General features: G+C 37.9%; 25 protein-coding genes. 17 read left to right on the top strand and 8 right to left on the bottom strand.

Annotated features, from left to right (window positions below; translation table 11 throughout):
- Positions 1-83 precede the first annotated feature (83 nt).
- Genes BAMA_RS15860 through BAMA_RS15840 form a run of 5 tightly spaced genes read left to right on the top strand, consistent with a single transcriptional unit; the run spans position 84 to position 2,725 of the window.
- Positions 84-1,376 (top strand): molybdopterin molybdotransferase MoeA, encoded by a 1,293-nt coding sequence (locus BAMA_RS15860; protein WP_034640963.1) that lies wholly within the window; start codon positions 84-86, stop codon positions 1,374-1,376.
- Entirely contained in the window at positions 1,337-1,852 is a 516-nt protein-coding gene (gene mobB / locus BAMA_RS15855) for a molybdopterin-guanine dinucleotide biosynthesis protein B (RefSeq protein WP_034640962.1), read from the top strand. Before BAMA_RS15860 ends, mobB begins: the two co-directional genes overlap by 40 nt.
- Positions 1,849-2,319, top strand: a complete 471-nt coding sequence (locus BAMA_RS15850) for a molybdenum cofactor biosynthesis protein MoaE (RefSeq protein ID WP_034640959.1) — start codon at positions 1,849-1,851, stop codon at positions 2,317-2,319. The genes mobB and BAMA_RS15850 overlap by 4 nt, the downstream gene beginning before the upstream one ends.
- A complete protein-coding gene (gene moaD, locus BAMA_RS15845) occupies positions 2,316-2,549 on the top strand; it encodes a molybdopterin converting factor subunit 1 (protein ID WP_034640956.1) in 234 nt (77 codons plus the stop codon). The genes BAMA_RS15850 and moaD overlap by 4 nt, the downstream gene beginning before the upstream one ends.
- Positions 2,546-2,725, top strand: coding sequence for a hypothetical protein (locus BAMA_RS15840; protein WP_034640954.1), 180 nt, complete (start codon positions 2,546-2,548; stop codon positions 2,723-2,725). The genes moaD and BAMA_RS15840 overlap by 4 nt, the downstream gene beginning before the upstream one ends.
- A 19-nt stretch (positions 2,726-2,744) precedes the next feature.
- Here BAMA_RS15840 and BAMA_RS15835 read toward each other — a convergent pair whose 3' ends face one another.
- Entirely contained in the window at positions 2,745-3,215 is a 471-nt protein-coding gene (locus tag BAMA_RS15835; protein ID WP_034640952.1) for an SMI1/KNR4 family protein, read from the bottom strand.
- A 117-nt stretch (positions 3,216-3,332) separates the two neighbouring features.
- On the bottom strand, positions 3,333-4,139 hold the full coding sequence (locus BAMA_RS15830; RefSeq protein ID WP_051758993.1) for an HAD-IIB family hydrolase: 807 nt from the start codon (positions 4,137-4,139) through the stop codon (positions 3,333-3,335).
- Positions 4,140-4,381: 242 nt separating this feature from the next.
- Here BAMA_RS15830 and BAMA_RS15825 point away from each other — a divergent pair, with 242 nt between their 5' ends.
- From BAMA_RS15825 to BAMA_RS15810, 4 genes are all read left to right on the top strand, one after another.
- Positions 4,382-5,080, top strand: a complete 699-nt coding sequence (locus BAMA_RS15825; protein WP_034640949.1) for a Crp/Fnr family transcriptional regulator — start codon at positions 4,382-4,384, stop codon at positions 5,078-5,080.
- 171 nt (positions 5,081-5,251) lie between these two features.
- Positions 5,252-5,911 carry a hypothetical protein gene (locus BAMA_RS15820; protein ID WP_034640948.1) on the top strand — a complete coding sequence of 220 codons (660 nt, stop codon included), beginning with the start codon at positions 5,252-5,254 and terminating at the stop codon, positions 5,909-5,911.
- A 25-nt stretch (positions 5,912-5,936) separates the two neighbouring features.
- Complete coding sequence (locus BAMA_RS15815; RefSeq protein WP_034640945.1) at positions 5,937-6,251, top strand: YjdJ family protein; 315 nt, start codon at positions 5,937-5,939, stop codon at positions 6,249-6,251.
- The gene (locus BAMA_RS15810; protein WP_034640943.1) at positions 6,238-7,077 is read left to right on the top strand and encodes a metallophosphoesterase; all 840 of its coding nucleotides are present in this window, start codon (positions 6,238-6,240) and stop codon (positions 7,075-7,077) included. Before BAMA_RS15815 ends, BAMA_RS15810 begins: the two co-directional genes overlap by 14 nt.
- Before the next feature lie 209 nt (positions 7,078-7,286).
- Here the strand turns inward: BAMA_RS15810 and BAMA_RS15805 are convergent, their stop codons facing one another.
- Genes BAMA_RS15805 through BAMA_RS15795 form a run of 3 tightly spaced genes read right to left on the bottom strand, consistent with a single transcriptional unit; the run spans position 7,287 to position 10,916 of the window.
- Complete coding sequence (locus BAMA_RS15805; RefSeq protein ID WP_051758992.1) at positions 7,287-9,023, bottom strand: acyl-CoA dehydrogenase family protein; 1,737 nt, start codon at positions 9,021-9,023, stop codon at positions 7,287-7,289.
- Positions 9,024-9,026: 3 nt separating this feature from the next.
- Positions 9,027-10,514 (bottom strand): class I adenylate-forming enzyme family protein, encoded by a 1,488-nt coding sequence (locus BAMA_RS15800; RefSeq protein ID WP_034640941.1) that lies wholly within the window; start codon positions 10,512-10,514, stop codon positions 9,027-9,029.
- A gap of 27 nt (positions 10,515-10,541) precedes the next feature.
- The gene (locus BAMA_RS15795) at positions 10,542-10,916 is read right to left on the bottom strand and encodes a MerR family DNA-binding protein (protein ID WP_034640939.1); all 375 of its coding nucleotides are present in this window, start codon (positions 10,914-10,916) and stop codon (positions 10,542-10,544) included.
- 230 nt (positions 10,917-11,146) lie between these two features.
- On the opposite strand from BAMA_RS15795, the gene BAMA_RS15790 reads away from it, so the two are divergent.
- The 4 genes from BAMA_RS15790 (at position 11,147) to BAMA_RS15775 (ending at position 12,504) form a co-directional block, all read left to right on the top strand.
- Complete coding sequence (locus BAMA_RS15790; RefSeq protein ID WP_034640935.1) at positions 11,147-11,371, top strand: DUF2553 family protein; 225 nt, start codon at positions 11,147-11,149, stop codon at positions 11,369-11,371.
- Positions 11,372-11,388: 17 nt separating this feature from the next.
- Positions 11,389-11,577: a sporulation protein Cse60 gene (locus BAMA_RS15785; protein WP_034641100.1), complete on the top strand. Its 189-nt coding sequence runs from the start codon at positions 11,389-11,391 to the stop codon at positions 11,575-11,577.
- A 148-nt stretch (positions 11,578-11,725) separates the two neighbouring features.
- Positions 11,726-12,139 carry an SRPBCC family protein gene (locus tag BAMA_RS15780; protein WP_034640931.1) on the top strand — a complete coding sequence of 138 codons (414 nt, stop codon included), beginning with the start codon at positions 11,726-11,728 and terminating at the stop codon, positions 12,137-12,139.
- Positions 12,139-12,504 carry an ArsR/SmtB family transcription factor gene (locus BAMA_RS15775; RefSeq protein WP_034640929.1) on the top strand — a complete coding sequence of 122 codons (366 nt, stop codon included), beginning with the start codon at positions 12,139-12,141 and terminating at the stop codon, positions 12,502-12,504. Before BAMA_RS15780 ends, BAMA_RS15775 begins: the two co-directional genes overlap by 1 nt.
- Before the next feature lie 105 nt (positions 12,505-12,609).
- Here BAMA_RS15775 and BAMA_RS15770 read toward each other — a convergent pair whose 3' ends face one another.
- Both BAMA_RS15770 and BAMA_RS15765 read right to left on the bottom strand, forming a co-directional pair.
- Entirely contained in the window at positions 12,610-14,052 is a 1,443-nt protein-coding gene (locus BAMA_RS15770; RefSeq protein ID WP_034640926.1) for an MDR family MFS transporter, read from the bottom strand.
- Positions 14,053-14,564: 512 nt separating this feature from the next.
- On the bottom strand, positions 14,565-15,836 hold the full coding sequence (locus BAMA_RS15765; RefSeq protein ID WP_034640923.1) for a BaiN/RdsA family NAD(P)/FAD-dependent oxidoreductase: 1,272 nt from the start codon (positions 15,834-15,836) through the stop codon (positions 14,565-14,567).
- A gap of 297 nt (positions 15,837-16,133) precedes the next feature.
- Here BAMA_RS15765 and BAMA_RS15760 point away from each other — a divergent pair, with 297 nt between their 5' ends.
- Together BAMA_RS15760 and BAMA_RS15755 are read left to right on the top strand one after the other, a co-directional pair.
- Complete coding sequence (locus tag BAMA_RS15760; protein ID WP_034640921.1) at positions 16,134-17,777, top strand: putative polysaccharide biosynthesis protein; 1,644 nt, start codon at positions 16,134-16,136, stop codon at positions 17,775-17,777.
- A 42-nt stretch (positions 17,778-17,819) separates the two neighbouring features.
- Positions 17,820-18,539 carry a pseudouridine synthase gene (locus tag BAMA_RS15755; RefSeq protein ID WP_034640918.1) on the top strand — a complete coding sequence of 240 codons (720 nt, stop codon included), beginning with the start codon at positions 17,820-17,822 and terminating at the stop codon, positions 18,537-18,539.
- 133 nt (positions 18,540-18,672) lie between these two features.
- Here the strand turns inward: BAMA_RS15755 and BAMA_RS15750 are convergent, their stop codons facing one another.
- Positions 18,673-18,897, bottom strand: coding sequence for a DeoR family transcriptional regulator (locus BAMA_RS15750; protein WP_034640915.1), 225 nt, complete (start codon positions 18,895-18,897; stop codon positions 18,673-18,675).
- Positions 18,898-19,298: 401 nt separating this feature from the next.
- Between BAMA_RS15750 and pepV the strand changes: the two genes are divergently transcribed.
- Entirely contained in the window at positions 19,299-20,705 is a 1,407-nt protein-coding gene (gene pepV, locus BAMA_RS15745) for a dipeptidase PepV (protein ID WP_034640913.1), read from the top strand.
- A 243-nt stretch (positions 20,706-20,948) separates the two neighbouring features.
- Entirely contained in the window at positions 20,949-21,497 is a 549-nt protein-coding gene (thpR, locus tag BAMA_RS15740) for an RNA 2',3'-cyclic phosphodiesterase (protein ID WP_034640911.1), read from the top strand.
- The last annotated feature ends 24 nt before the right edge of the window (positions 21,498-21,521 follow it).

The raw sequence follows: 21,521 nt of genomic DNA, 5'->3' as shown, positions 1-21,521 counted from the left end.
ATATTCCTCCTTGTTGTTTCTATTAGCATTGTACAAGAAAATGGCAGGGAGAGGGAATATTTTCAAAGTATGGGGTGAGAAGTTTGGTGGAAAAACGAACACCGATCGCGGTGAAAGATGCTGTTACACATGTAATGAAATATGCAAAGCAAGGGGGATTTGAGCGTGTCCCACTGACACATAGTTACGGCAAAGTTCTCGCTGAGGACGTCATAGCAGATAATGATGTACCGCATTTTGACCGCTCGCCGTACGATGGTTTTGCAGTTCGAGCAGAAGATACGAAGGAAGCGAACTTTGAGAATCCGTTATGTTTTGAAGTAGTCGGAGAAATTGGAGCGGGATCGCTTTTTACAGAAGAAGTTCAGCCCTTTCAAGCAGTGCGCATTATGACAGGTGCAGCAATTCCAGTAGGGTGTGATGCTGTTGTCATGCTAGAGTTAACGGAAGGGTATAAGCAAGATGGAAAAACATACATGAAACTAAAGCGTCCGTTTCAAAATGGTGACAACATTTCACGAAAAGGTGAAGATGTAAAAAAAGGTGAGGTGCTTGTGGAAAGTGGGACGGTTATTAATCCAGGTGTTGCTGCTCTTCTTGCAACATTTGGGTATAGTGAAGTTTCCGTTAGAAAGCGTCCTGTTATTGGAATTGTCACAACGGGAAGTGAACTATTAAATGTTCATGAAGCGCTTCAGCCTGGGAAGATTCGTAATAGCAACTCCTATATGATTGGCGCGCAGATTGTAAAGGTTGGCGGTGACGTAAAATATTTCGGTCAGTTTGCTGATGATTTTGATACATGTTACAACATGGTAAAACAAACGATGGAAGAGGTAGATGTGTTAATTACAACTGGTGGAGTATCGGTTGGTGATTACGATTATTTACCAGCTATTTATGAAAAATTAGGAGCAAACGTCCTTTTTAATAAAATTGCGATGCGCCCTGGAAGTGTAACGACGGTAGCGGAAGTGAATGGAAAATTATTATTTGGGCTTTCCGGGAATCCGTCAGCTTGTTTTGTTGGATTTGAATTGTTTGTTCGCCCAATTATCGGTGCGTTTCTCCATAAAAAAGAAGCACATATGTATAGAGCGGATGCGGTATTAATGAAGGAGTTTCCAAAACCGAATCCGTTTACACGTTTTGTGCGCGCAAAAGCAGAATTTGTAGATGGAAGATTAGAAGTAATGCCGGTCGGTCTAGATAAATCCAGTGCTGTCTCTTCGCTTGCTAATGCAAATGCTTTTATTGTATTACCAGGTGGGACACGTGGATTTCAAGCTGGTATGACGGTAACAACGCTTTTACTAGATAGTGAGCGAGGAAGTGAATGGCCGTGGGACGAGCGATTCCAGTCCTACAAATCGTAGGCTATCAAAATAGCGGAAAAACGACGCTTGTTGAAAAAGTAGTACGAGCGTTAACTAAAGAAGGTATGCAAATTGGAACGATAAAGCATCACGGACATGGAGGCGTGCCAGATTTACCACTTCAAAAAGACAGTGAGCGGCATCGACAAGCCGGTGCTGCTGTAAGTTCAGTAGAAGGTGGTGGGCTATTGTCACTATCTGTAAATGGTATATGGCCGCTGCAAAAAATAATCGAGTTATACACATATTTTGCAGTAGATGCTATTATCGTCGAAGGGTATAAAAAAGAGCGTTATCCGAAGGTTGTTATTATCCGCTCAGAAGAAGAGCTTTCTTTGTTAGAGCGTGTTGAAAATATTATTGCTGTCATTACGTGGACAGAGTTACCAAAACTAGAATCATATAAAGTGTTTCATATAACAGAAGATGAAAAATATATGGATTGGCTAACAAAAAGGGTGAGGGAACTAAGATGACAGAAATATACTTTGAAGTAGTAAATGCACCAATTTCAATTGAAGAGGTGACAAAGAAAGTCATTCGTCGTGAGTGCGGTGCAGTTACAACATTTACAGGAACTGTTCGTGAATTTACAAAGGGGCGTCGTACACTTCATTTAGAGTATATGGCATATCGTTCAATGGCAGAGAAAATGCTGGCCAAAATTGGTGATGAAACGAAACAAAAGTGGCCTGGGACGCACGTTGCAATTACACATCGCATCGGCACGCTGCAAATTTCTGATATTGCTGTTGTTGTTGCTGTATCAACGCCGCACCGAAAAGAAGCGTACGAAGCAAATGAATATATTATGGAGCGTATTAAACAAATCGTTCCAATTTGGAAAAAGGAATTTTGGGAAGACGGGGAAGAATGGATTGGCGATCAACTTCAGAAAACATCATATCCGGACGGCGAGCCAGGAAAGGTAGGGATAGAATGATTACCGTACTATTATTTGCTCATTTACAAGAAGAAGCGAACCAAAATGAATTACAAATTGACGTTGCAAATGTATCTGTTACAAAGTTAAAAGAGCATGTCGCAAAAGAGTACAATCTATCATTATCATCGAACACAATGGTAGCAATTAACGAAGAATATGCAAACGAGGATGACATCGTACAAGCTGGCGATGTTGTGGCGTTTATTCCGCCAGTGAGCGGTGGATGATAGGGAAGTATAAAGGGCTTATCATTGCGACGATTGCTGCAATTGTTTACGTTGTAACGGAGTTGTACTTGACCGATTTGGAATATATGTATAGAACGGGCATTAAGTTTTTAGCGATGGTAGCATTTGTGATTGGTGGAATTATTGTCGCGGATGTGAAATCCTCTTCAAAATAGGATTAGCTGTTAGCTAATCCTATTCTTCATGGTGCTCCCAAACAGTAAGTCCGTTTAAAAATGTTGCAAAGTTTGGGGCCAATTGTACAATTTGTTCCCATTCATTATCAATGAAAATAATAGGGGGATTTTCACTTGTTTCCCGGTAATCTAATGCAATCCACGTATGACCGTCACCACATAATAAAACGAGATTTTCTGGCATTTCCCATTCTTGAATATAGTAGGTACTTTCTAAAATGCTGCTGTCATTTTCATTGAGTGAGATTCCCATAATAGAATCAATACTTACATGATCATCAGCCCATGAAGTTTTTTCAGAAGAAGGGTGGGCATTATATTCAATATAGCCACCGTTTTGTGTCTTTAGTAGGTTAATATATGCATCTGGCAATTTAACTTGTAATATTTCTTCTGCTTTTTTTACTATCTCATCTGTTAATGGTTGTAATGTAAGTTCGTCATCACCACTCCAAAAATTGGGTTTCATTTTTAAAACACCTCCAGTAGTATTGTAGGTGATGAAATGTGAAAAAGGAAGTGTGAAGTAGATGAACAAGTGTAAACTACTAGCCATGTTCAAAATAGAATTAGCTGTTGGCTAATCCTATTTTGAGTTTGTGAAGTTGAGTATATTACGGTTAAATGGTGATATCGTCGCGTTAGACCCAAGCTCATCAAATTTCCTTACTAAAAGTTCTTCAACTTTGCTGTTGAATGGTAATTGTTCAGAAGCAAGAGGAACTAACTGTAGATTTTCTCCAACTATAACTGAATGCAGAGCATGTTGAAACATTGCGATGTCATTTGCATCATTACCAAAGGCAATATATTCTCCTTTTTTAACACCTAACTTTTGTAATCCAGTCCACTTATCTACTCCTTTTGGACTTATGTCTAATACTCCTTCTTTTCCATGGGTATGCACAACAACATCTAGCTCTTTTAGTTTGTTTTCAACTTCGTGCATGTTATTTGAATTAAGTATTAAAATTTTTATAATTTGATTTAATTGATTTAATGACACATTTTTAGCACGTTTTTGTGGATCAAGGTTATTTAAAATAGGATGGCTTGTGCTTCCTGTATAACTATAATCCCAGTCACTATCTATTAAATACGAGATATTATATGTTTTTAGTAATGGGAAAATAGAATCCAGTATTTCTTTGTCAAAGCTAACTGTTGATATAGTTTTCCCTTTTATGGAAACCATTGAACCATTCCCACCAATCATTGGATACGTATGAACGCGTTCATGCAACACAGGAAGTAAGTCACGAATAGGTCTCGCTGAAGCAAAAATAACTTCATGACCTTGTGCAACCAACTTTTCTAATCCTTTTAGTATAATTTCACTAACCGGCTGACCTTTAAAACAAATTGTTCCATCTAAATCAAAGACAAACTTCATGATACACACCTCTATTTTATTTATCCCGCTATTTGCGGGCTGTAAGACTCCCACCTCGAAACTTAGAGGATTCAGAGAAGTTTAGGTGGGAGATAAACAGCCCGTAAAAGCCCGATTGGTTCAACTAACACTCAGTGGGGGATGGAGAAAACCCCCACTGAGTGAAGTTTCACGTTATTGCTATTAATCATATCAACATATTTTATAATAAAAAGGACATATGTCCTAAGAAGGAGATTTATATGAAATATATTAAAAGCATGGGGTTACTTGAAGAAAAGTTACAGCAATATGAAATTAAAGAAATGTTTAACGAGAAAACATCAATTCCATTCACATTACAAAAATATAGTCCAAATGAAATCATTTTACATGAAGGTGACGATTTAAAGACGTTATTATTTTTAGTAGAGGGGAAAGTAAAAGTTACATCAAGTGTTGCAACCGGGAAAGCTCTTTTATTAAGATTTGTTCAGCCGTTTTCTATTATCGGTGATATTGAACTTGTTCGTGATATTCCAGTGCAGTCACAAGTGAAGGCAGTTAACGAATGTTTATTGATTGGAATTTCTTTTGAATATATAAAGAAGCATGAGTTACAGAATGCAAAGTTTTTATATACACTTTTAGAACATGTAAGTTATAAGCTACAAACATGTACAACAGCTTCACGCGTAAATTTACTAGCATCTGTTGAGAATAGATTTGCAAGTTATCTTATGTCCACGATATTAACAGAACATGATAATGGATTTGGTGTCGAGTTACAAACGTCTAGTGTTGAAGAAATCGCGGGTTTACTTGGTACGACATATCGACATCTTAACCGAGTTATTCAGTCACTTTCAAAGAAGCAAATTATTGAACGGAAGAAAAATTCTATTCGTATATTAGATTGGAGTAGGTTAGAAGAAATATCGAACGGAATTCGTTATACATAAAAAGTGATGGTATTGATTTTGGATAGGTACTAAAAAGAAGAGAGGGTAATAAAATATTACTTTAACGTTTTAGGACGTTTTTATTAGAAAAATAGAAAATTAAATTTCATTTTTATATGACCTCAAGTAATATTGTGAGTGGAAGAATATAGAAAAGATAGGATGAAACAGATGAAAAAATATAAATTACCAATTGAACGCGACGAGTTATGGAAAGGGTGCATGTTTACATCAATTGCACATGCAATTATGACTGCACATTATCCTGATTTTTCTCATGAAAGTTCTTGGGATGGTATGAACTATAATATACAAAATAGTGAAGGTGCTCGTGGAACAGTGACATTTCATCCAGAATGTATTGTAGCTGCCTTTCAAGATATGGATAGTGAAAGAGAAGTAGAAGAAGCAATCTCATACTTTGAGGGCGCAGGAGAAAAAGTAAAAGAAATTGCTGAAGAAGAGACATTGCAGTATTTACTAGAAGATATTGATGGTGAGATGAAGCCGTTTGTTACAGCGGCATTTTGGGAAGAAAATGGCATCATGTATTCAGTAGATTCGTTAGATGAGGTGGAGGTACATAGCGGTTGTTTACTAGAGGCGCAGCTTATGAGGATAGAAGAGGCAGAAGAATTTTTAGAAGAGAATTATGAGATGAATGAATCGCAGCTTAAATTATTGCGAATTGTATATGAGAGAAAAATAGAAAATCCAAACGAACAAATTGTACTTTCTAAAGATGAGGTAGAAATGATTGGTGCTGAAGATGAAGAAGCGTTAGCAGAAAGTAAAACATCTTTTGAAGAAATGAATATTACATGGGGATAAGTTTGTATAAAAAGGGGGAATAAAAGTGCGTATCAGATATATCGCTCAGTACGGCATTGGTTTTATGCTTTTTTTCGTCACGACAATGATGAGCTGGTATGAAGGGAGCAATTTAAGAGAGAGTTCATTTGAGTGGAAGTATACCGCTAAGTTTACAAATTATTTTAAAGGACCTGTTACAAAACCGAGTGATATTATGCAAATTGACTTCTTTATTTATGCAGCTAAGTTTCATCCAATTCCGGTTTGGATAATGATTGCAAGTGCTGCATACATCTTTCTATTAAGCTTGTATTTAGTTGTGAAAAAGATGAGGAATATTGCATATGAAGAAGCATAGGAAATGGTTCATAACTGTAGCCATTCTTGTACTAGTAGGAGTGTTTAGTTACGTCCAAAATAATGTATTAACAATCACAGAAATTCAAGTTGAGTCAGATAAAATACCGGAAGCATTTACAGGCTATAGAATTGTTCATTTATCAGATTTGCACAGTAAGGAATTTGGAGACGAGCAAGGGAGATTGGTAGAAAAGATAAAGCATTTGAAGCCGGATGTTATTTTTATGACAGGAGATATGGTGGATGCAGATCGGTATGATGAAGAGGCAACTATTAAAATAGCAAAGCAGCTAGCACATACATATCCAATTTACTTTGTCACTGGAAATCATGAGGCAGCATCAGGCCGTTATGAAAGCTTTGAAAAGAAATTAAAAGAGCATAGCGTGAATATTTTAAGAAACGAACATGCGAAACTTACGAAGGATGGTCAGCATATTTATGTACTTGGTATTGATGACCCATTGTTTCAAACAGGTACCGATGATGAAGTGAACATCATGCGAAATGAGATAAAAGCTGCAAGTGAAGAGATTGAGCAGAATGAATTTCGTATGTTGTTATCGCATAGACCGGAACACTTTCCTACCTATGTCGAAGAAAATGTGGATCTTGTTTTTTCTGGACATGCTCATGGCGGACAAGTCAGGTTACCGTTTATCGGTGGTCTTGTTGCGCCGGGACAAGGGTTATTCCCTGAATATACAGCTGGGAAGTATAAGCAAGAAGATACATCGATGGTTGTAAGTAGAGGGTTAGGAAATAGCATTATCCCGCAGAGGGTATTTAACCGTCCGGAAATTGTTTTAGTGGAGTTACAATAGAAAACAGGCCGCGAGTGCGGCCTGTTTTTTTGAATATGGTCTGTTTTGACTGGAATATTGTCTGTTTTGACTGGAATGTTGTCTGTTTTGACTGGAATGTTGTCTATTTTGACCGGGATGTTGTCTGTTTTGATCGGAATGTTGTTTGTTTTGACTGGAATATGGTTTGTTTATCTTCCTCAACAAACTTTGAGGGACCCTGAAATCCCTTATTCTCTACCAAAACAAACAATCGTCTCAAATACTTCACTTGTAACATGAGTATTTGATAAAATACCGCGGTCCGATGACTTATCAAACTTTAAGTACGTCCATTGTGCCGCTATTAGCAGTCGTCTTTCATCACCAAATTCATGTAAATCATACTGTGCTTCTTCAAGAAGATGAATAGAAGCGTATACGTCATACATAAAATCAGCCAGTTTTTTTGCAAGTGCACTTTGTTCATAATGGTTTTGCTGGAGTACGTGAGTGATAAGTTCTTCCGTACGATTTGCTTCTTGAATTAATTTTCCTTTTAGTTGCTGTAATCTTGGATGTTTAATGTGCTGCAATGTTTGGAAGAGATCTTTCATAAATGGCTCTGCGCCGGTTTTTTGAAGTGTTTTCAAAATTTCAAGTGATTGGATATTCGCTGTTCCTTCCCATACTGGATTGACAATAGCATCACGAAGCAGGCGCGGCGTTACATATTCTTCAATATAGCCGTTGCCACCATGCAGCTCGAGTGCATCTTTTGCAGCTGATACTCCAAGCTCGCTGCATCGATATTTTGCAAGAGATAGTAAAATACGTAGCAAGGTGTAATCTTCTGCTGACTTTTTGTTATACGTATGAACGTTATCGAATAAACGAATCGTTTGTGCAGAAAGAGCCCAGCCTGCTTCAATTTCTGTCATCATGTTTGTTAATGTTTCTTGTACCATTGGGAAGCGTTGAATTGTAGTACCAAATGCACTGCGCTGACTCGTATAAATTGAGGCTTCTAACAATGCTCTCCTTGCTAGTCCAAGACCAGCAAGTGCTGTGCCGAGGCGAGAAACGTTCAGTGCCTCTGCCATATATTTAAAACCGCTTTCTTCCTCGCCGATTAAATAGCCAATTGCTCCATTTAAAATGAGTTCACCACTTGCAACGGCGCGAACACCAAGTTTATCTTTTAATCTACGAATCGTTACGTGATTTCTAGCTCCATCTGGAAGTGTACGTGGAACAAGGAACAGTCCGAGTCCACGAGTTGATGGTTTGTCATTTACACGGGCAAGTGTAATCGCGACTTCAGCATCACAATTGCTAGCGAACCATTTTTCGCCGGTAAGTACGTAATGATCACCTTGCTTTACTGCTTTTGTTTCCGTTGCCCCAACGTCTGAGCCGCCTTGAATTTCTGTTAGAAATGTTGCACCTTGTGCATGAATTACCGGGTCATTTGAAATGAGCCTTGATAAATAATCTTGCTTTTGCTGCTCGGAACCAAACTTCTCTAACACAAACGCAACAGATTGTGATAAGCCAACTGGACATGTAAATCCGTTTTCTGCTTCACATAACATGTACAGTAAAATAGAGTTTACGAAAAATGGAATTTTCTCTGGTGCGTTTTCATCATAGCGGCACGATACAACGCCAGTTCCATAACCATCTCGGACAGTTTGTAAGTATCCTTCGTTATACCAAATTTCATTAATTTCTTCTCCTTTTCGGTCATAACGAATGAGTTTTGGAGCACCTTCACGATCCGTATGTACGGCGCGTGTATCAATAGGTCCGGCTGCGAGTGCCCCTGTTTTTTCAAAGTTTTCTTCTACGTATTGCAAAAGGGTCTTTGATAAATAGCGATTTGCATAACGGGTTAAAATCGGATCATCGCTATACCAATTCGCATCATTTCCGGATTTCCATTTTGTATAATCTATCTTTTTATGATTCGTCACACTGTTTGCCATCTATTACATCTCCTTTACAAGTTGTTTTAAAATTTTTCCACTTGCATTGTGCGGTAACTCGTTTACAAAGCGATAGATTCGTGGGCATTTAAATGGTGCAAGATGCTCTTTCATATACGTATCTAACTGTTGTTCTGTTACATCGGTATATTCTTTCTTTACAATGACTGCTTTAATTGTTTCGCCCCATTCTTTATGAGGGAACCCAACGACGCAAGCTTGTTGAACACTTGGGTGCTTTGCCAATACTTCTTCAATTTCGCGCGGATATACGTTAACACCGCCCGGGATGATAATGTCCTTTTTTCGATCTACAATGAATATATAGCCATCTTCATCCTTGTATGCGATGTCACCTGTGTAAATCCAGTTTCCGCGAATCATTTCTTCTGTTGCCTCTATGTTGTTGTAATAGCCAATCATTGTACTGTCACCAGAAAGAATGATTTCGCCATATTCACCTGGAGCTGTTTCCGTGCCTTCTTCCGTAACAACCTTCATTTCCATATTTATAACGGGAACTTTTCCGATGCTACCGCATTTGTCTAAATGCTCTTCTGGTCTTAATAACGAGCCGTTTGGACCGGCTTCTGTTAAACCATACACTTGATAAAAATTTGTATTTTGGAATGCTTCTGTAATGTAATGATACGATGCAAGAGGCATAGCACCGCCGCCGTAAGCAAAGACTCTCATACTTGATAAATCAAAGTTTGGTAAACTATGTTCTTTTGCAGCTAGTAAGTAAGCGATAGGAGATGCGAATGCAAAGGTTGTTTTTTCTTGTTGAATCCAATTGAGAAATTCTTGTGGTGTGAAGTCTCCAATCACATGCGATGCTCCGCAGTAGAAGCCACCCATGAAAAAGCAATTGAGTGGTGCAGAGTGTGATAGTGGCATAAGTGATAGAATGCGGTCGTTATGTGATAGGTGAAATTCTGCAGCAATTGCCATTGCGATGGCTGTTACTTGTGTATGAGAAAATAGGACACCTTTTGGTTGACCTGTTGTACCGGATGTAAGAAGTAATTCACAAACATCATTTGCATCGATTGAGATGTTTAAATTATCCGTTGAGAAGGAGGTAGCTTGTTCAATGACTTCTTCAATAGAAAAAGTAGTGAGAAGAGGGAGTATGTTGTTTACTTCATCGATAATAGGTAGAAATTCATTTTCATGTAAGATACATTTTATATCCAACGTTTTTGTGATGGAGCTTATTTCATTTGGACGAAGTTTTATGTTGAGTGGAACGGGAACAGCACCAAGTTTCATTAGGGCGAAATAAGCATAAAAGAAATGCTCGTTATTTTTAGATTGGATTGCGACATGAGCGTTTCGCTTAATTCCGTTATGCTGTAGAAATCTTGCAAGTTGATTCGCTTTATGATTCATATCGACATACGTTAAACGTGCTGTTTTAGAGATAAATGCTTCTTTTTTTGGAAACTTTCTTGCATTTCTTTCTAGTACACCGTGAATTGTATTCATAAATACCCCCGTTTAAATGAAAATTTTTTATTCACTTAAATAACGTTGCCGATGTGCTAAAATTTCTTCTTTTGTCGTTTGAAGTTCTTGTATTTTTTCTTCAATTTCTTGTAACTTTTGATCGGCATACGCAATAATGCGTCTCTTTTCTTCTTCTCCAGTTGGATTTTTTTCAACAAGATCAACCATTTCTTTAATCTCATTTAGGCTAAATCCTAATCGTTTTCCTCGAAGAATTAATTTAAGTCTACGTCGCTGGGAATCAGTAAATGTCCGCTGCTGATTTGGAAGTTCTCGCTCCAGCGATTGAATTAATCCGAGCTCTTCATAATAGCGAATTGTTCGTGAACTCACATCAAAGAGTGACATCATTTCGTGAATGGAGTAGTATTTTTCAGTCATCCCACATCCCTCCTGTTTGTAATAATTGACGATTGACGTTAACGTCAATCAATCATAATTATTTATAACGTACAATGTAGAAGGAATTTTGTCAATTAATATTCTGAAAATTATAAGTATAGGATATACCATGACAACTAGAAGGCATATCCATTCATTTTCATTCATAAAACTATAATGCGGTTCATACAATGGTGTAAATCCGTTCTTTGTTAAAGGAGGGAGAGAGGGTGAGAAGCCGTACATTAAAAATTGATATTACGAATAAAATAATTGCCAAGTTTAAGGGAGATTATTTGGAGTTATATACGAATAAGTTTATGATTGGGAGACTTTATGTCTATACTGAAGAAAAGAAACATATATTAAAAGAAGGATATGTATATGAAGATGGCAAGTTTTATCGCATCATAGATATGCACCGCGGCATCAATCCAGGAGTGAAAGGGTTGTGACGGAAGGTGATAGTAGTATGATTCGTGTGAAAATGTTTGATGAAAGTCACGAAAAGGATTTAGAAGATGCAATGAACACATTTTTAAAGAAGCTAGAGGATAACCAACTTGTCGATATTAAGTATCAAGTTGGTGTCGCTATTAACGATGACGAAAATCAAATTTATTGTTTTTCAGCGATGGTTGTATATAAAGATAAACTTTAAGAAGCAGTGCTGGATAAAACGTGAAAAGAGCCGGAGGTCCGGCTCTTTTCACGTTTGTTAAAAATGCATGATTTGACATGACACTATTGGGTGTTATATTATTTGTATAACCAAAAGGTGTTATTTATACAATGAAGGAGATTATCACATGTTACAAGATATAAAACAAACAATTATTTTCAATGCACCAATTCAAAAAGTATGGGATGCAGTATCTACTGCGGAAGGGATTGCGAAATGGTTTATGCCAAATGATTTTGAAGCAAAAGTAGGGCATGAATTTCATCTGCAGTCTCCGTTTGGTCCATCTCCTTGCAAAGTGTTAGAAATTGATGAGCCAAATTATTTAGCTTTTTCATGGGACACTGATGGCTGGGTTGTATCGTTTACGTTAAAAGAAATAGATAATCAGACGGAATTTACACTCGTTCATGGCGGCTGGGGAGATGCAGATCGAACACTTTCGAAAGCGAACGAAAAGAGTTCTGTTATTCGTGAGCGCATGAACGGCGGCTGGGTAGCAATTGTAAACCAAAAATTAAAAGCAGTAGTGGAAGGCTAATGGCTGAAGCTGCAAAGTATGATGTATTTCAAGCAATTGCCGATCCAACGCGCCGCGAAGTGCTGCGTTTATTAACAGAGAAAGAATTACCGATCTCGCAAATTACAGCTCATTTTCCGGTGAGCCGTACAGCGGTTGTGAAGCATCTTCATATTTTATCTGAAGCAAAATTAATAAGCGGGCGAAAAGTAGGAAGAGAAAAAATTTATCAACTACATCCAGAACCGTTAGCAGAACTGAAGCAGTGGTTATCTTACTACGAACAGTTTTGGAGCAATAAGCTGTCTATGTTACAACATGTTGTTGAGAATGATGGAGAGATAGAACTGCAAGTTATAACGAAAAAGGAGGATGAGCCATCATAGGCCCATCCTCTTTTTTATCCCGCATTAACAGCCTGTAAAAGCCCGATTCGTTCAACTAACACTCAGTGGGGGATGAAGAAAATCCCCACTGAGTGAAGTTTCACTTTATGAAGCTTTCGCTTGTTCTTCCTTTGATTTTTCTTTTAATAAAAACGAAGAGATAATTAATGTAAGTACTGCTAATACAAACGTACTAAGGAAAATAACATGTACGCTAGAAGCTAACACTTCTTGTGAGCCAGAAATTGCTTCGCTTGGTCCGCCGTGTCCACTAGCAACAAGGTTTATATTCTCTGCTCCTTGTGAATGAATCATCATATTGAAAATCATTCCAAATACAGCGGCGCCTAACGTTTGACTAAATGTATTTGTAAAGGTATTGAGACCAACTGCTGTTCCGCGTTTCGTAGATGGGACTGATGCTTGAATAATAACCATATAAATTGGCATCATCAGTCCCATTCCTAAGCCAAAAATCCCAACTGCTACGTAAATGAGAAATGCTGGCGAATTTACTGATAAGGTAAATAGTAAAAATGTTGCCAATGATAATATCGATGCACCGAGTACAATCACTTGCTTTGGTGCTAGTTTGCCAAGTAAGTTACCGGATATAAGAGAACCAACTGTCCATAAGACAGGGATTGGCATAAGAATGAGTCCAGCTTCCGTTGCATTTTTTTGTAGTACACCTTGGCTCCAAATTGGAAGGTACATCGTAATACTAATGATCATTCCACCAGCAAGTAACGTTAATATGTTAATTGTTGAGACTGTACGATTTGCGAATAAGTCAAGTGGAATGAATGGATCTTTGGAACGTTTCTCGATAAAGAAAAAGATGATGTAAGATACGAGTGCAAATAGCAGTAAGCTAATAATGGTCATATCACCCCAGCTTTGATCAGCACTTCCTGTTAGTAATGCATAAAGTAGTGCAATAGTCGCAAATGAGAAGATAAGAACACCTGGGTAATCAATATGTTGTTTTTCTCTTTGGACAGATTCTTTATAGTACAACATGATCATAGCGCAAGCGATTAGTCCAAATGGAATGTTCAAGAAGAAAATGTAGCGCCAAGAAAGAGAATCGACTAAGAATCCTCCTACTAATGGGCCAACAACACCGGAAATTCCCCAAACGGCACTGAGCCATCCTTGTGCTTTCGCTCGTTCTTTTGCTTCTGCATACAAGTCACCAATAATTGTCATTGTAATTGGCATAACAGCTCCAGCACCAATACCTTGTAGTGCGCGGAAAATAATTAATTGCTCCATCGTTGTCGCAAATCCGCACAGCGTAGAACCAATTAAAAAGATAGCTGCCCCGATTAATAACACTTTTTTACGACCGAATAAATCGGCTAATTTTCCGTAAATCGGAGTCGATACGGCCGTTGCAAGCATGTAAATGGCATATACCCAGCTTACAAGCTCAACGCCAGACAAGTCACTCGTAATACGAGGAATTGCCGTACTCACAATCGTTCCTTCTACCGCAGAAAGAAACGTCATGAGCAGTAATGAAAGCATGACTTTTTTTCTCATAAGTTGTTCCCCTTTTAAATATTTCACATTATAAACTATAATGCTGTTTTGGTTTTGAAAGCAATAAAAAAGAATTAGAAAAAACCTTTTCTTTTTTAGTAGGAAGAGGGGGACTGGCGATGCGTAGTAACGGTCAGTGCCTTTTTGAACCACGCGTGGTGTTTGAAACAAAGGGATGGAATGAGAGTAATTAGTTATGCTAAAATCATTGATAAGTCAACTTTCTAAATAAGAGACATTACAATATGAAAGATGATGAAATAGGTACTTTATTAAAGCGTAAAAATGGTGGAGAAGAATTTGAAACTATTATTAGGAATGGGAAATATGAGACTTTTAAATATATTTATTAATGCAATTGTTATTGAACTAACAGAGTGCTGTAGGTCGAATAAGGATAGTAAATTGTCATAAACAAAAACGCTCAAATCAAATTTTGAGCGTTTTTGTTTATGGGGATTTTGAAAGATAAATCCCCTCTCTTTTCCATTGAAAGAGAGGGGGAAGTAATCTTAATAACCCGACTTCGCATACTGTCCGGCTGTTGTACCAGCAATACGTCCTGTAATAAGGGCAGATGTAATGTTATAGCCACCTGTGTAACCGTGAATGTCTAATACTTCACCGCAGAAGTATAAGCCGTTCATTAGCTTAGATGACATTTCATTTGGCTGAATTTCTTTTACGGAAACGCCGCCGCCTGTTACGAATGCTTTTTCAATTGATTGTGTACCGTGAACGGAGAATGTGAATCCTTTGAAATCTTTTGCAAGCGCACGAATTTTTTCGTGAGCCACTTGTCCAGCTTGCTGGCTACCATCAATTTCGTTTCGCTCTAACAAGAATAGGAAGTAACGCTCTGGTACATATCCTTTTAATACATTTTTAACGCCTTTTTTCGGTTCTTCTTTAATTTGCTTCATCATACGCTGGAAAAGTTGTTCCGCATTTTCATCAGGAAGCGCGTCAATGCTCATTTGAATGTTGTTAGTTTTAAATTTCTTCAGTGCCTTTACAACGAATTGGCTACAGCGAAGCGCAGCTGGGCCAGATACACCGAAATGGGTAAATAACATGTCCATCTTATGAGAGACGATTGCTTTTCCTTTTGGATTTAAGACGCTAAGGCTTACGTCACGAAGCGCAAGTCCTTGCAGTGAGCGATCTTGAATGAATGGCTCTTTTGAAAGAATTGGTACTTCCGTTGGGAACAGCTCTGTAATTGTGTGACCTGCTTTTTCTGCCCAAGCATAGCCATCACCTGTAGAGCCGGTTTGTGGAACAGATTTCCCACCAACTGCGATAACAACGTGATTTGTTTCAATGACTTCACCTGTTTTTAAGACAACGGCTTTCGTTTGGCCATTCTCATATTCGATCGTTTCAACAGGTGTGTTTGTGCGAATCTTTACGCGGAGCTGCTCGAGTCTTGTTAAAAGTGCATCAACAACGGACTGTGCTTTATTTGAAACTGGGAACATGCGCCCATGATCTTCTTCTTTTAACTTCACACCAAGCTTTTCGAAAAATTGAATAATATCTTCATTATTAAAGATAGAAAAAGCGCTGTATAAAAAACGTCCATTTCCAGGTATGTGTTTTACAATTTCATCAAGTGGTAAGCGATTTGTTACGTTACAGCGACCGCCACCCGAGATTGCTAGTTTACGACCAAGTTTGTTTCCTTTATCAAGTAATAAGACGCGTGCGCCTTCTTCAGCTGCTCCGATTGTAGCCATAAGTCCTGAAGGGCCGCCTCCGATAACAATTACATCGTAATGCATAATATATCGACCTCATTTTCTTTCTTACTGCCTAAAAGAATAGCATGTTTTAGATGAAAAGAAAAATAGAGGCAGTACAGCTTTCATAGGAAACTGTGGTACAATACAAAAGTTAGAGTTTGAAATGAGGTAACAATTGAATACAGTTTGACCCCGCATTAACAGGCTGTAAGACTCCCGCTTCAAGCGAAGAAGTTTAGATGGAGATAAACGATCGGTTCAACTAACACTTAGTGGGGAGGGAGGAAACCTCCACTGAGTGAAGTTTCACTTTATTTACATGTAGGAGTGTTGAGGATGTCGGATTCAAAGTTTTTACGCGGCACGCTCATCGTGACGTTAGGGACATTTTTAGTAAAGTTCCTCGGCATGGTTTACGTCTTTCCATTTCATAGTTTGGTTGGCGAAGAAGGCGGAGCGCTATATACGTATGGATACATTCCGTACACAATCTTTTTAAGTATTGCGACGGCTGGAGTACCACTTGCCGTTTCGAAATTTGTATCAAAATATAATGCGCTTGGGGATTATAAAACGAGCCGCAGAATGTTCCGCTCTGGAATGATTATGATGACTATTACGGGGCTATTGTCCTTTTTAGTACTGTATATGTCAGCGCCGTTATTTGCAGAGGCGATGCTTGGAAAAGAAGATTTGCATAATAGTATTGAAGATGTAACGATGGTTATTCGTCTTGTCAGCTTTGCGCTAATCGTTGTACCAGCAGCAAGTTTAATTCGTGGTTATTTCCAAGGACATCAGTCAATGGGGCCCACGACGGTTTCGCAAATTATTGAGCAAATTGTTCGCGTTGTCTTTTTGCTAGCAGGAAGCTTTATTGTAATTAAAGTGTTAGGTGGATCTGTCGCAACAGCGGTAGGAGTTGCAACGTTTGCAGCTTTTGTTTCAGCAGTTGCAGCACTTGGTGTTCTCATTTGGTATTGGATGAAGAGAAAGCATCATTTAGATCAATATATATTGAATCAAACAGTACCTGAATCAACCGTGAGTACAGCTTCTTTATTTAAAGAGTTGTTTGCATATGCAATACCGTATGTTGTAGTAGGCTTAGCAATTCCGGTTTATCAACAAATTGATGCATTAACGTTCAATTCGATTATGCAGTCAATCGGTAGAGGAGATATTGCAGAAAATGCTTTCGGTATCTTAACGATGTGGACACATAAACTCATTATGATTCCTGTATCACTTGCAACGGCGTATAGTTTAACGCTTGTGCCAGCGATTACGCAGTCATATACAGATAGACAATTTCGTTATTTGAAACTACAAATTACACAAACATTCCAAATCAATATGTTTTTAACATTACCAGCTGTTGTTGGAATTTCGGCACTTGCGTATCCAATTTATACAGCATTTTACGGAGAAAGTGAGCTTGGGGCAAATATTTTAATGTGGTATGCACCGGTTGCATTATTCTTTGCTTTATTTACTGTAATTGCAGCCATTTTACAAGGGATTAATAAGCAAAAGCATGCTATTATTGCACTTGTAATGGGGGTTATTGTGAAAATCATTTGTAACTTAATTCTTATCCGTTATTTTGAAACGGTTGGTGCTATTATTGCGACGGGCGCTGGTTTTGCAGTTTCAATCTTATATACAAGTAGAAAGATTAGCAAGTATGCGCACTTCTCATTTAGTACGGTGCTAAAAAGAGCATTCCAAATTGCAGTATTAACAATTGCAATGACAGTTGTTGTGAAACTGCTATTATGGATTTGTTCATTCGTACTTCCATATGAGACAAGCCGTATGGCAGCTGGTTTGACTGTTGCGATTTGTGCAGGAATTGGCGGCGTCTTCTATTTAGTATTAGCATTTAAAACAGGTGTAATTGAAAGAGTGTTTGGCGGTGAATTTTTAGAGAAGATTCAGCGTAAACTTCTTGGTAGGTTTAAAAGAAAAGGGGCGTAAGAATACGCCTCTTTTCTATGAAAGATAGAGAAGGTGAAAAAATTGAGATTAGACAAATTGTTAGCAAATATGGGCTATGGTAGCCGTAAAGAAGTAAAGAAGTTATTAAAAGATGGTGTTGTAAAAGTAGATGGTACACCAGTTAAAGATGCAAAGTTTCATGTAAATGTAGAAGAGCAAGAAGTAATGATTCACGGTGAAATCGTTGAGTATAAAGAATTCATTTATTTAATGATGCATAAGCCACCGGGAGTAATCTCTGCAACAGAAGATGAGAATCATGAAACAGTTATTGATTTGTTAGAGATGGAAGATGCAATTTTTGATCCGTTCCCAGTTGGGCGATTAGATATTGATACAGAAGGTTTTCTTCTTTTAACAAATGATGGGAAATTAACACATCAATTATTATCTCCGAAAAAGCATGTGCCGAAAAAGTATTACGCAAAGGTAGCGGGCGTTGTAACAGAAGAAGATGTGAAAGAGTTCCAAAAAGGCGTTATATTAGATGATGGCTATGAAACGAAACCAGGCGAATTAACGGTTTTACATAGCGATGAAATTTCTGAAATTGAACTTGTAATCACAGAAGGAAAGTTCCATCAAGTAAAGCGTATGTTTGAAGCGGTTGGCAAAAAAGTAATCTATTTAAAGCGTACAGAAATGGGACCGTTAGTATTAGATGAAGAGCTAGAGCTTGGACAATACCGTGAATTATCGGATGAAGAAGTAGAGTTATTGAAGACTTATCATCAGGAATGATGCAAAAGCTTTTTAAGAAAATTGTATAGGAACGTATGTAATAGAAATGAGCGGAGGATAGCCTCCGCTCATTTCTGTTAAAAGGACCCCTTCTCTATTTTGAGAAAGGGGTATGTATATAGAGTTTAATTATTCACGAGGTCATTCTCACTTTCTTTCCTGTTGTTGTCCACTTACCACGGCAAGGGCTATACACGAGTTCATTAAACTGCAACACATTGAGATCACGCTGTATCGTTCTTGGTGTAATGCCAAATTCATCTACAAGGTCCTTCGTTGTTACTGTACCTTTTTCATTAATGTACATATAAATGGATTTAATTCGTGTTATCATACGAGTAGTTGTCGGTTTCGTCATAAAACCACTCCTCTACTAGTTTTTTGACCAACATCAGGAAAGAAGGTCTTCATTCTCATTGTACTCCACAATATAAATTTCATGCTTTCATTGTCCTTAATTTTACAAAAATTTAATATTAAGTAGAAACTTGTAGAACGAAATGCGTTGACTTTTTATCTTTCTATGCCAACTTACTTCGTAACATTCTACGAAAAACGTCAAATTCCTGCATGAAATTTAAAAAAATAAAAGAAAAACTAATTTTAATAATCGGAATTATATGAATTCAAAAAATGAATGTTTTTTGCTGATAGTATCAATATGTTTAGAAAATTTGTATAAAGGTAGCCTTTCGTTCGTTGTCATGAAAAGAAGTTGTTTGATATGATGAAAAAGAGAATAGAGAAGAAGGTGAAGTTATGTCAAAGATTCATTGGATGGAAGAAGTAGAGAAAAGAAAAGAAGATATCATTCGTGATACACAAGCATTTTTGCAAATTAAAAGTGTGTGGGAAGAAGAGACAGCGAAAGAAGGTGCACCGTTTGGGGAAGGTGTAGCGGAGGCGCTCTCATTTATGTTACATAAAGGTGAAAAAGATGGATTTGCTGCAAAAAACTTAGAAGGTTATGCGGGTCATTTGGAGATGGGAAAAGGCGACGAGTTAGTCGGCATTTTATGCCACGTTGACGTTGTACCAGAAGGCGATGGCTGGACAACGCCTCCATATAGCGCGGATATTCGTGATGGTAAAATCTTTGCGCGCGGTGCAATTGACGATAAAGGGCCAACGATGGCGGCATATTATGCAATGAAGATTGTAAAAGAATTAGAATTACCATTATCTAAGCGCGTTCGTATGATTTTAGGAACGGATGAAGAAAGTAATTGGAAGTGTGTTGATCATTACTTTAAGCATGAAGAAATGCCAACAATGGGTTTTGCACCAGATGCTGATTTCCCAATTATTAATGCAGAAAAAGGAATTTGTGATTTTTACGTTGTTCAAGACAAAGAAGCGTATGAAGCGGCTGAAAATGTATTAGTTTCTTTCTCATCTGGTCGTCGTTTAAATATGGTTCCTGATTTTGCAGAAGCAGTTGTTGTGAGTGAAGGAGCGGCAGAAATTGCAAAGCAGTACGAAGCATATGTAAAGCAGGAAGGTAAAGTAGGTAAAGCAGTTGTCGAAGGGAATAGTGTGAAGCTTCAAGTAGAAGGGACTTCTGCACACGGCTCTACACCAGAAAAAGGTGAAAACGCTGGTTTAACACTTGTCAACTTCCTTGCAACACTTACATTAGATGGACAAGCTCGTCAGTTCGTTACATTTGTAGCGGAAACATTTACAGGTGATACGCTTGGGAAAAAGGCGGGTATTGCTTATGAGGACGAGATTACAGGACCGTTAACGATTAACGTTGGTCATCTTTCTTACATAAAAGAAGAAGGTGGAAAGCTAGGTTTAAATATGCGTTATCCGGTTACAACAAATTTAGCAGAAACATTACAAACATTTACGAATTCTTTAAGCGAAAAAGGCTTCCATATTGAGGATGTATCAGATTCTCGTCCACATCACGTCGATAAAGATCATGTACTTATTCGTACACTGCAACGCGTGTATGAAGAGGAAACTGGAAAGGATGCAGAACTATTAGCGATTGGTGGTGGCACATATGCACGCTCATTAAAAGCAGGCGTTGCATTTGGACCATTATTCCCAGGTCAAGAAGAGCTTGCTCATCAAAAGGATGAGTACATTGAAATTGAAAGTATGTTAAAAGCAACAGCAATTTATGCGCATGCTATTTATGAATTAGCGAAGTAATATAATAGGAGCTGTTTCAAAAGTATATAGGTACCTTTGGAGCAGCTTTTTTTGTGAGAATCGTATTATAAGGAAAAAGTGAATCGCTGAAAAAATCTCAAAATCGCTGAATCCATCACCAAAATCTCGTGAGAATAGAGCTGTTATGTAGTTAGAAATTTAATTTATGTATCTCATTCTTTTTATACAAAAATGAATGAGATATATAAGACATGTCAAACTAAGTAAAAAGGAGTGTTCGAAATGGAAAGACATTATTTTATCGCTGTGACGTTACAAGAGCACGTGAAAGATGCATTAACGAAATGGAAAGACTTAGCGGAAAAATCGTTACCGTTTCGTTCATTTGTATATCGAGACGATTACCATATTACGCTCTCCTTTTTAGGAAGAGTGGAAAGTGACAGAATGGGGAAACTGCAGCAAGACTTGCAGCAGCTTGGACAAACACCTCAGTTTCCGTTATCGCTAACGAAGTTTCAAACGTTTGGAGACGAGGCTTATCCGCGTATTTTTTGGATGGGTGTGAATGGAGAGCCTACGTTATTTCAGCTGCAAGAACGTGTGCAGCACATATGTAAACAAAATGGATTTCAGCTAGAAGATCGACCGTACCGTCCTCATATTACAGTCGCACGAAAATGGCAAGGTGAGGAAGCGTTTCAACTTGATCAATTAGACGAACTACTTCCAATTGATTTTGTGGTTGAGAAGGTGACGTTATATGAAACACGTATGGATAGAAAGCCCAAATATGAAGCAGTATGCGAAGTAATTTTACAGAAAGTGTAACGATTGAAAACGTTTCCTTCTATT

The organism is Bacillus manliponensis (genome assembly GCF_000712595.1).
GTDB classification, from domain to species: Bacteria; Bacillota; Bacilli; order Bacillales; family Bacillaceae_G; genus Bacillus_A; species Bacillus_A manliponensis.
The sequence above is the reverse complement of the archived record's forward strand: the minus strand, read 5'-3'. Positions and strand labels throughout refer to the sequence as shown.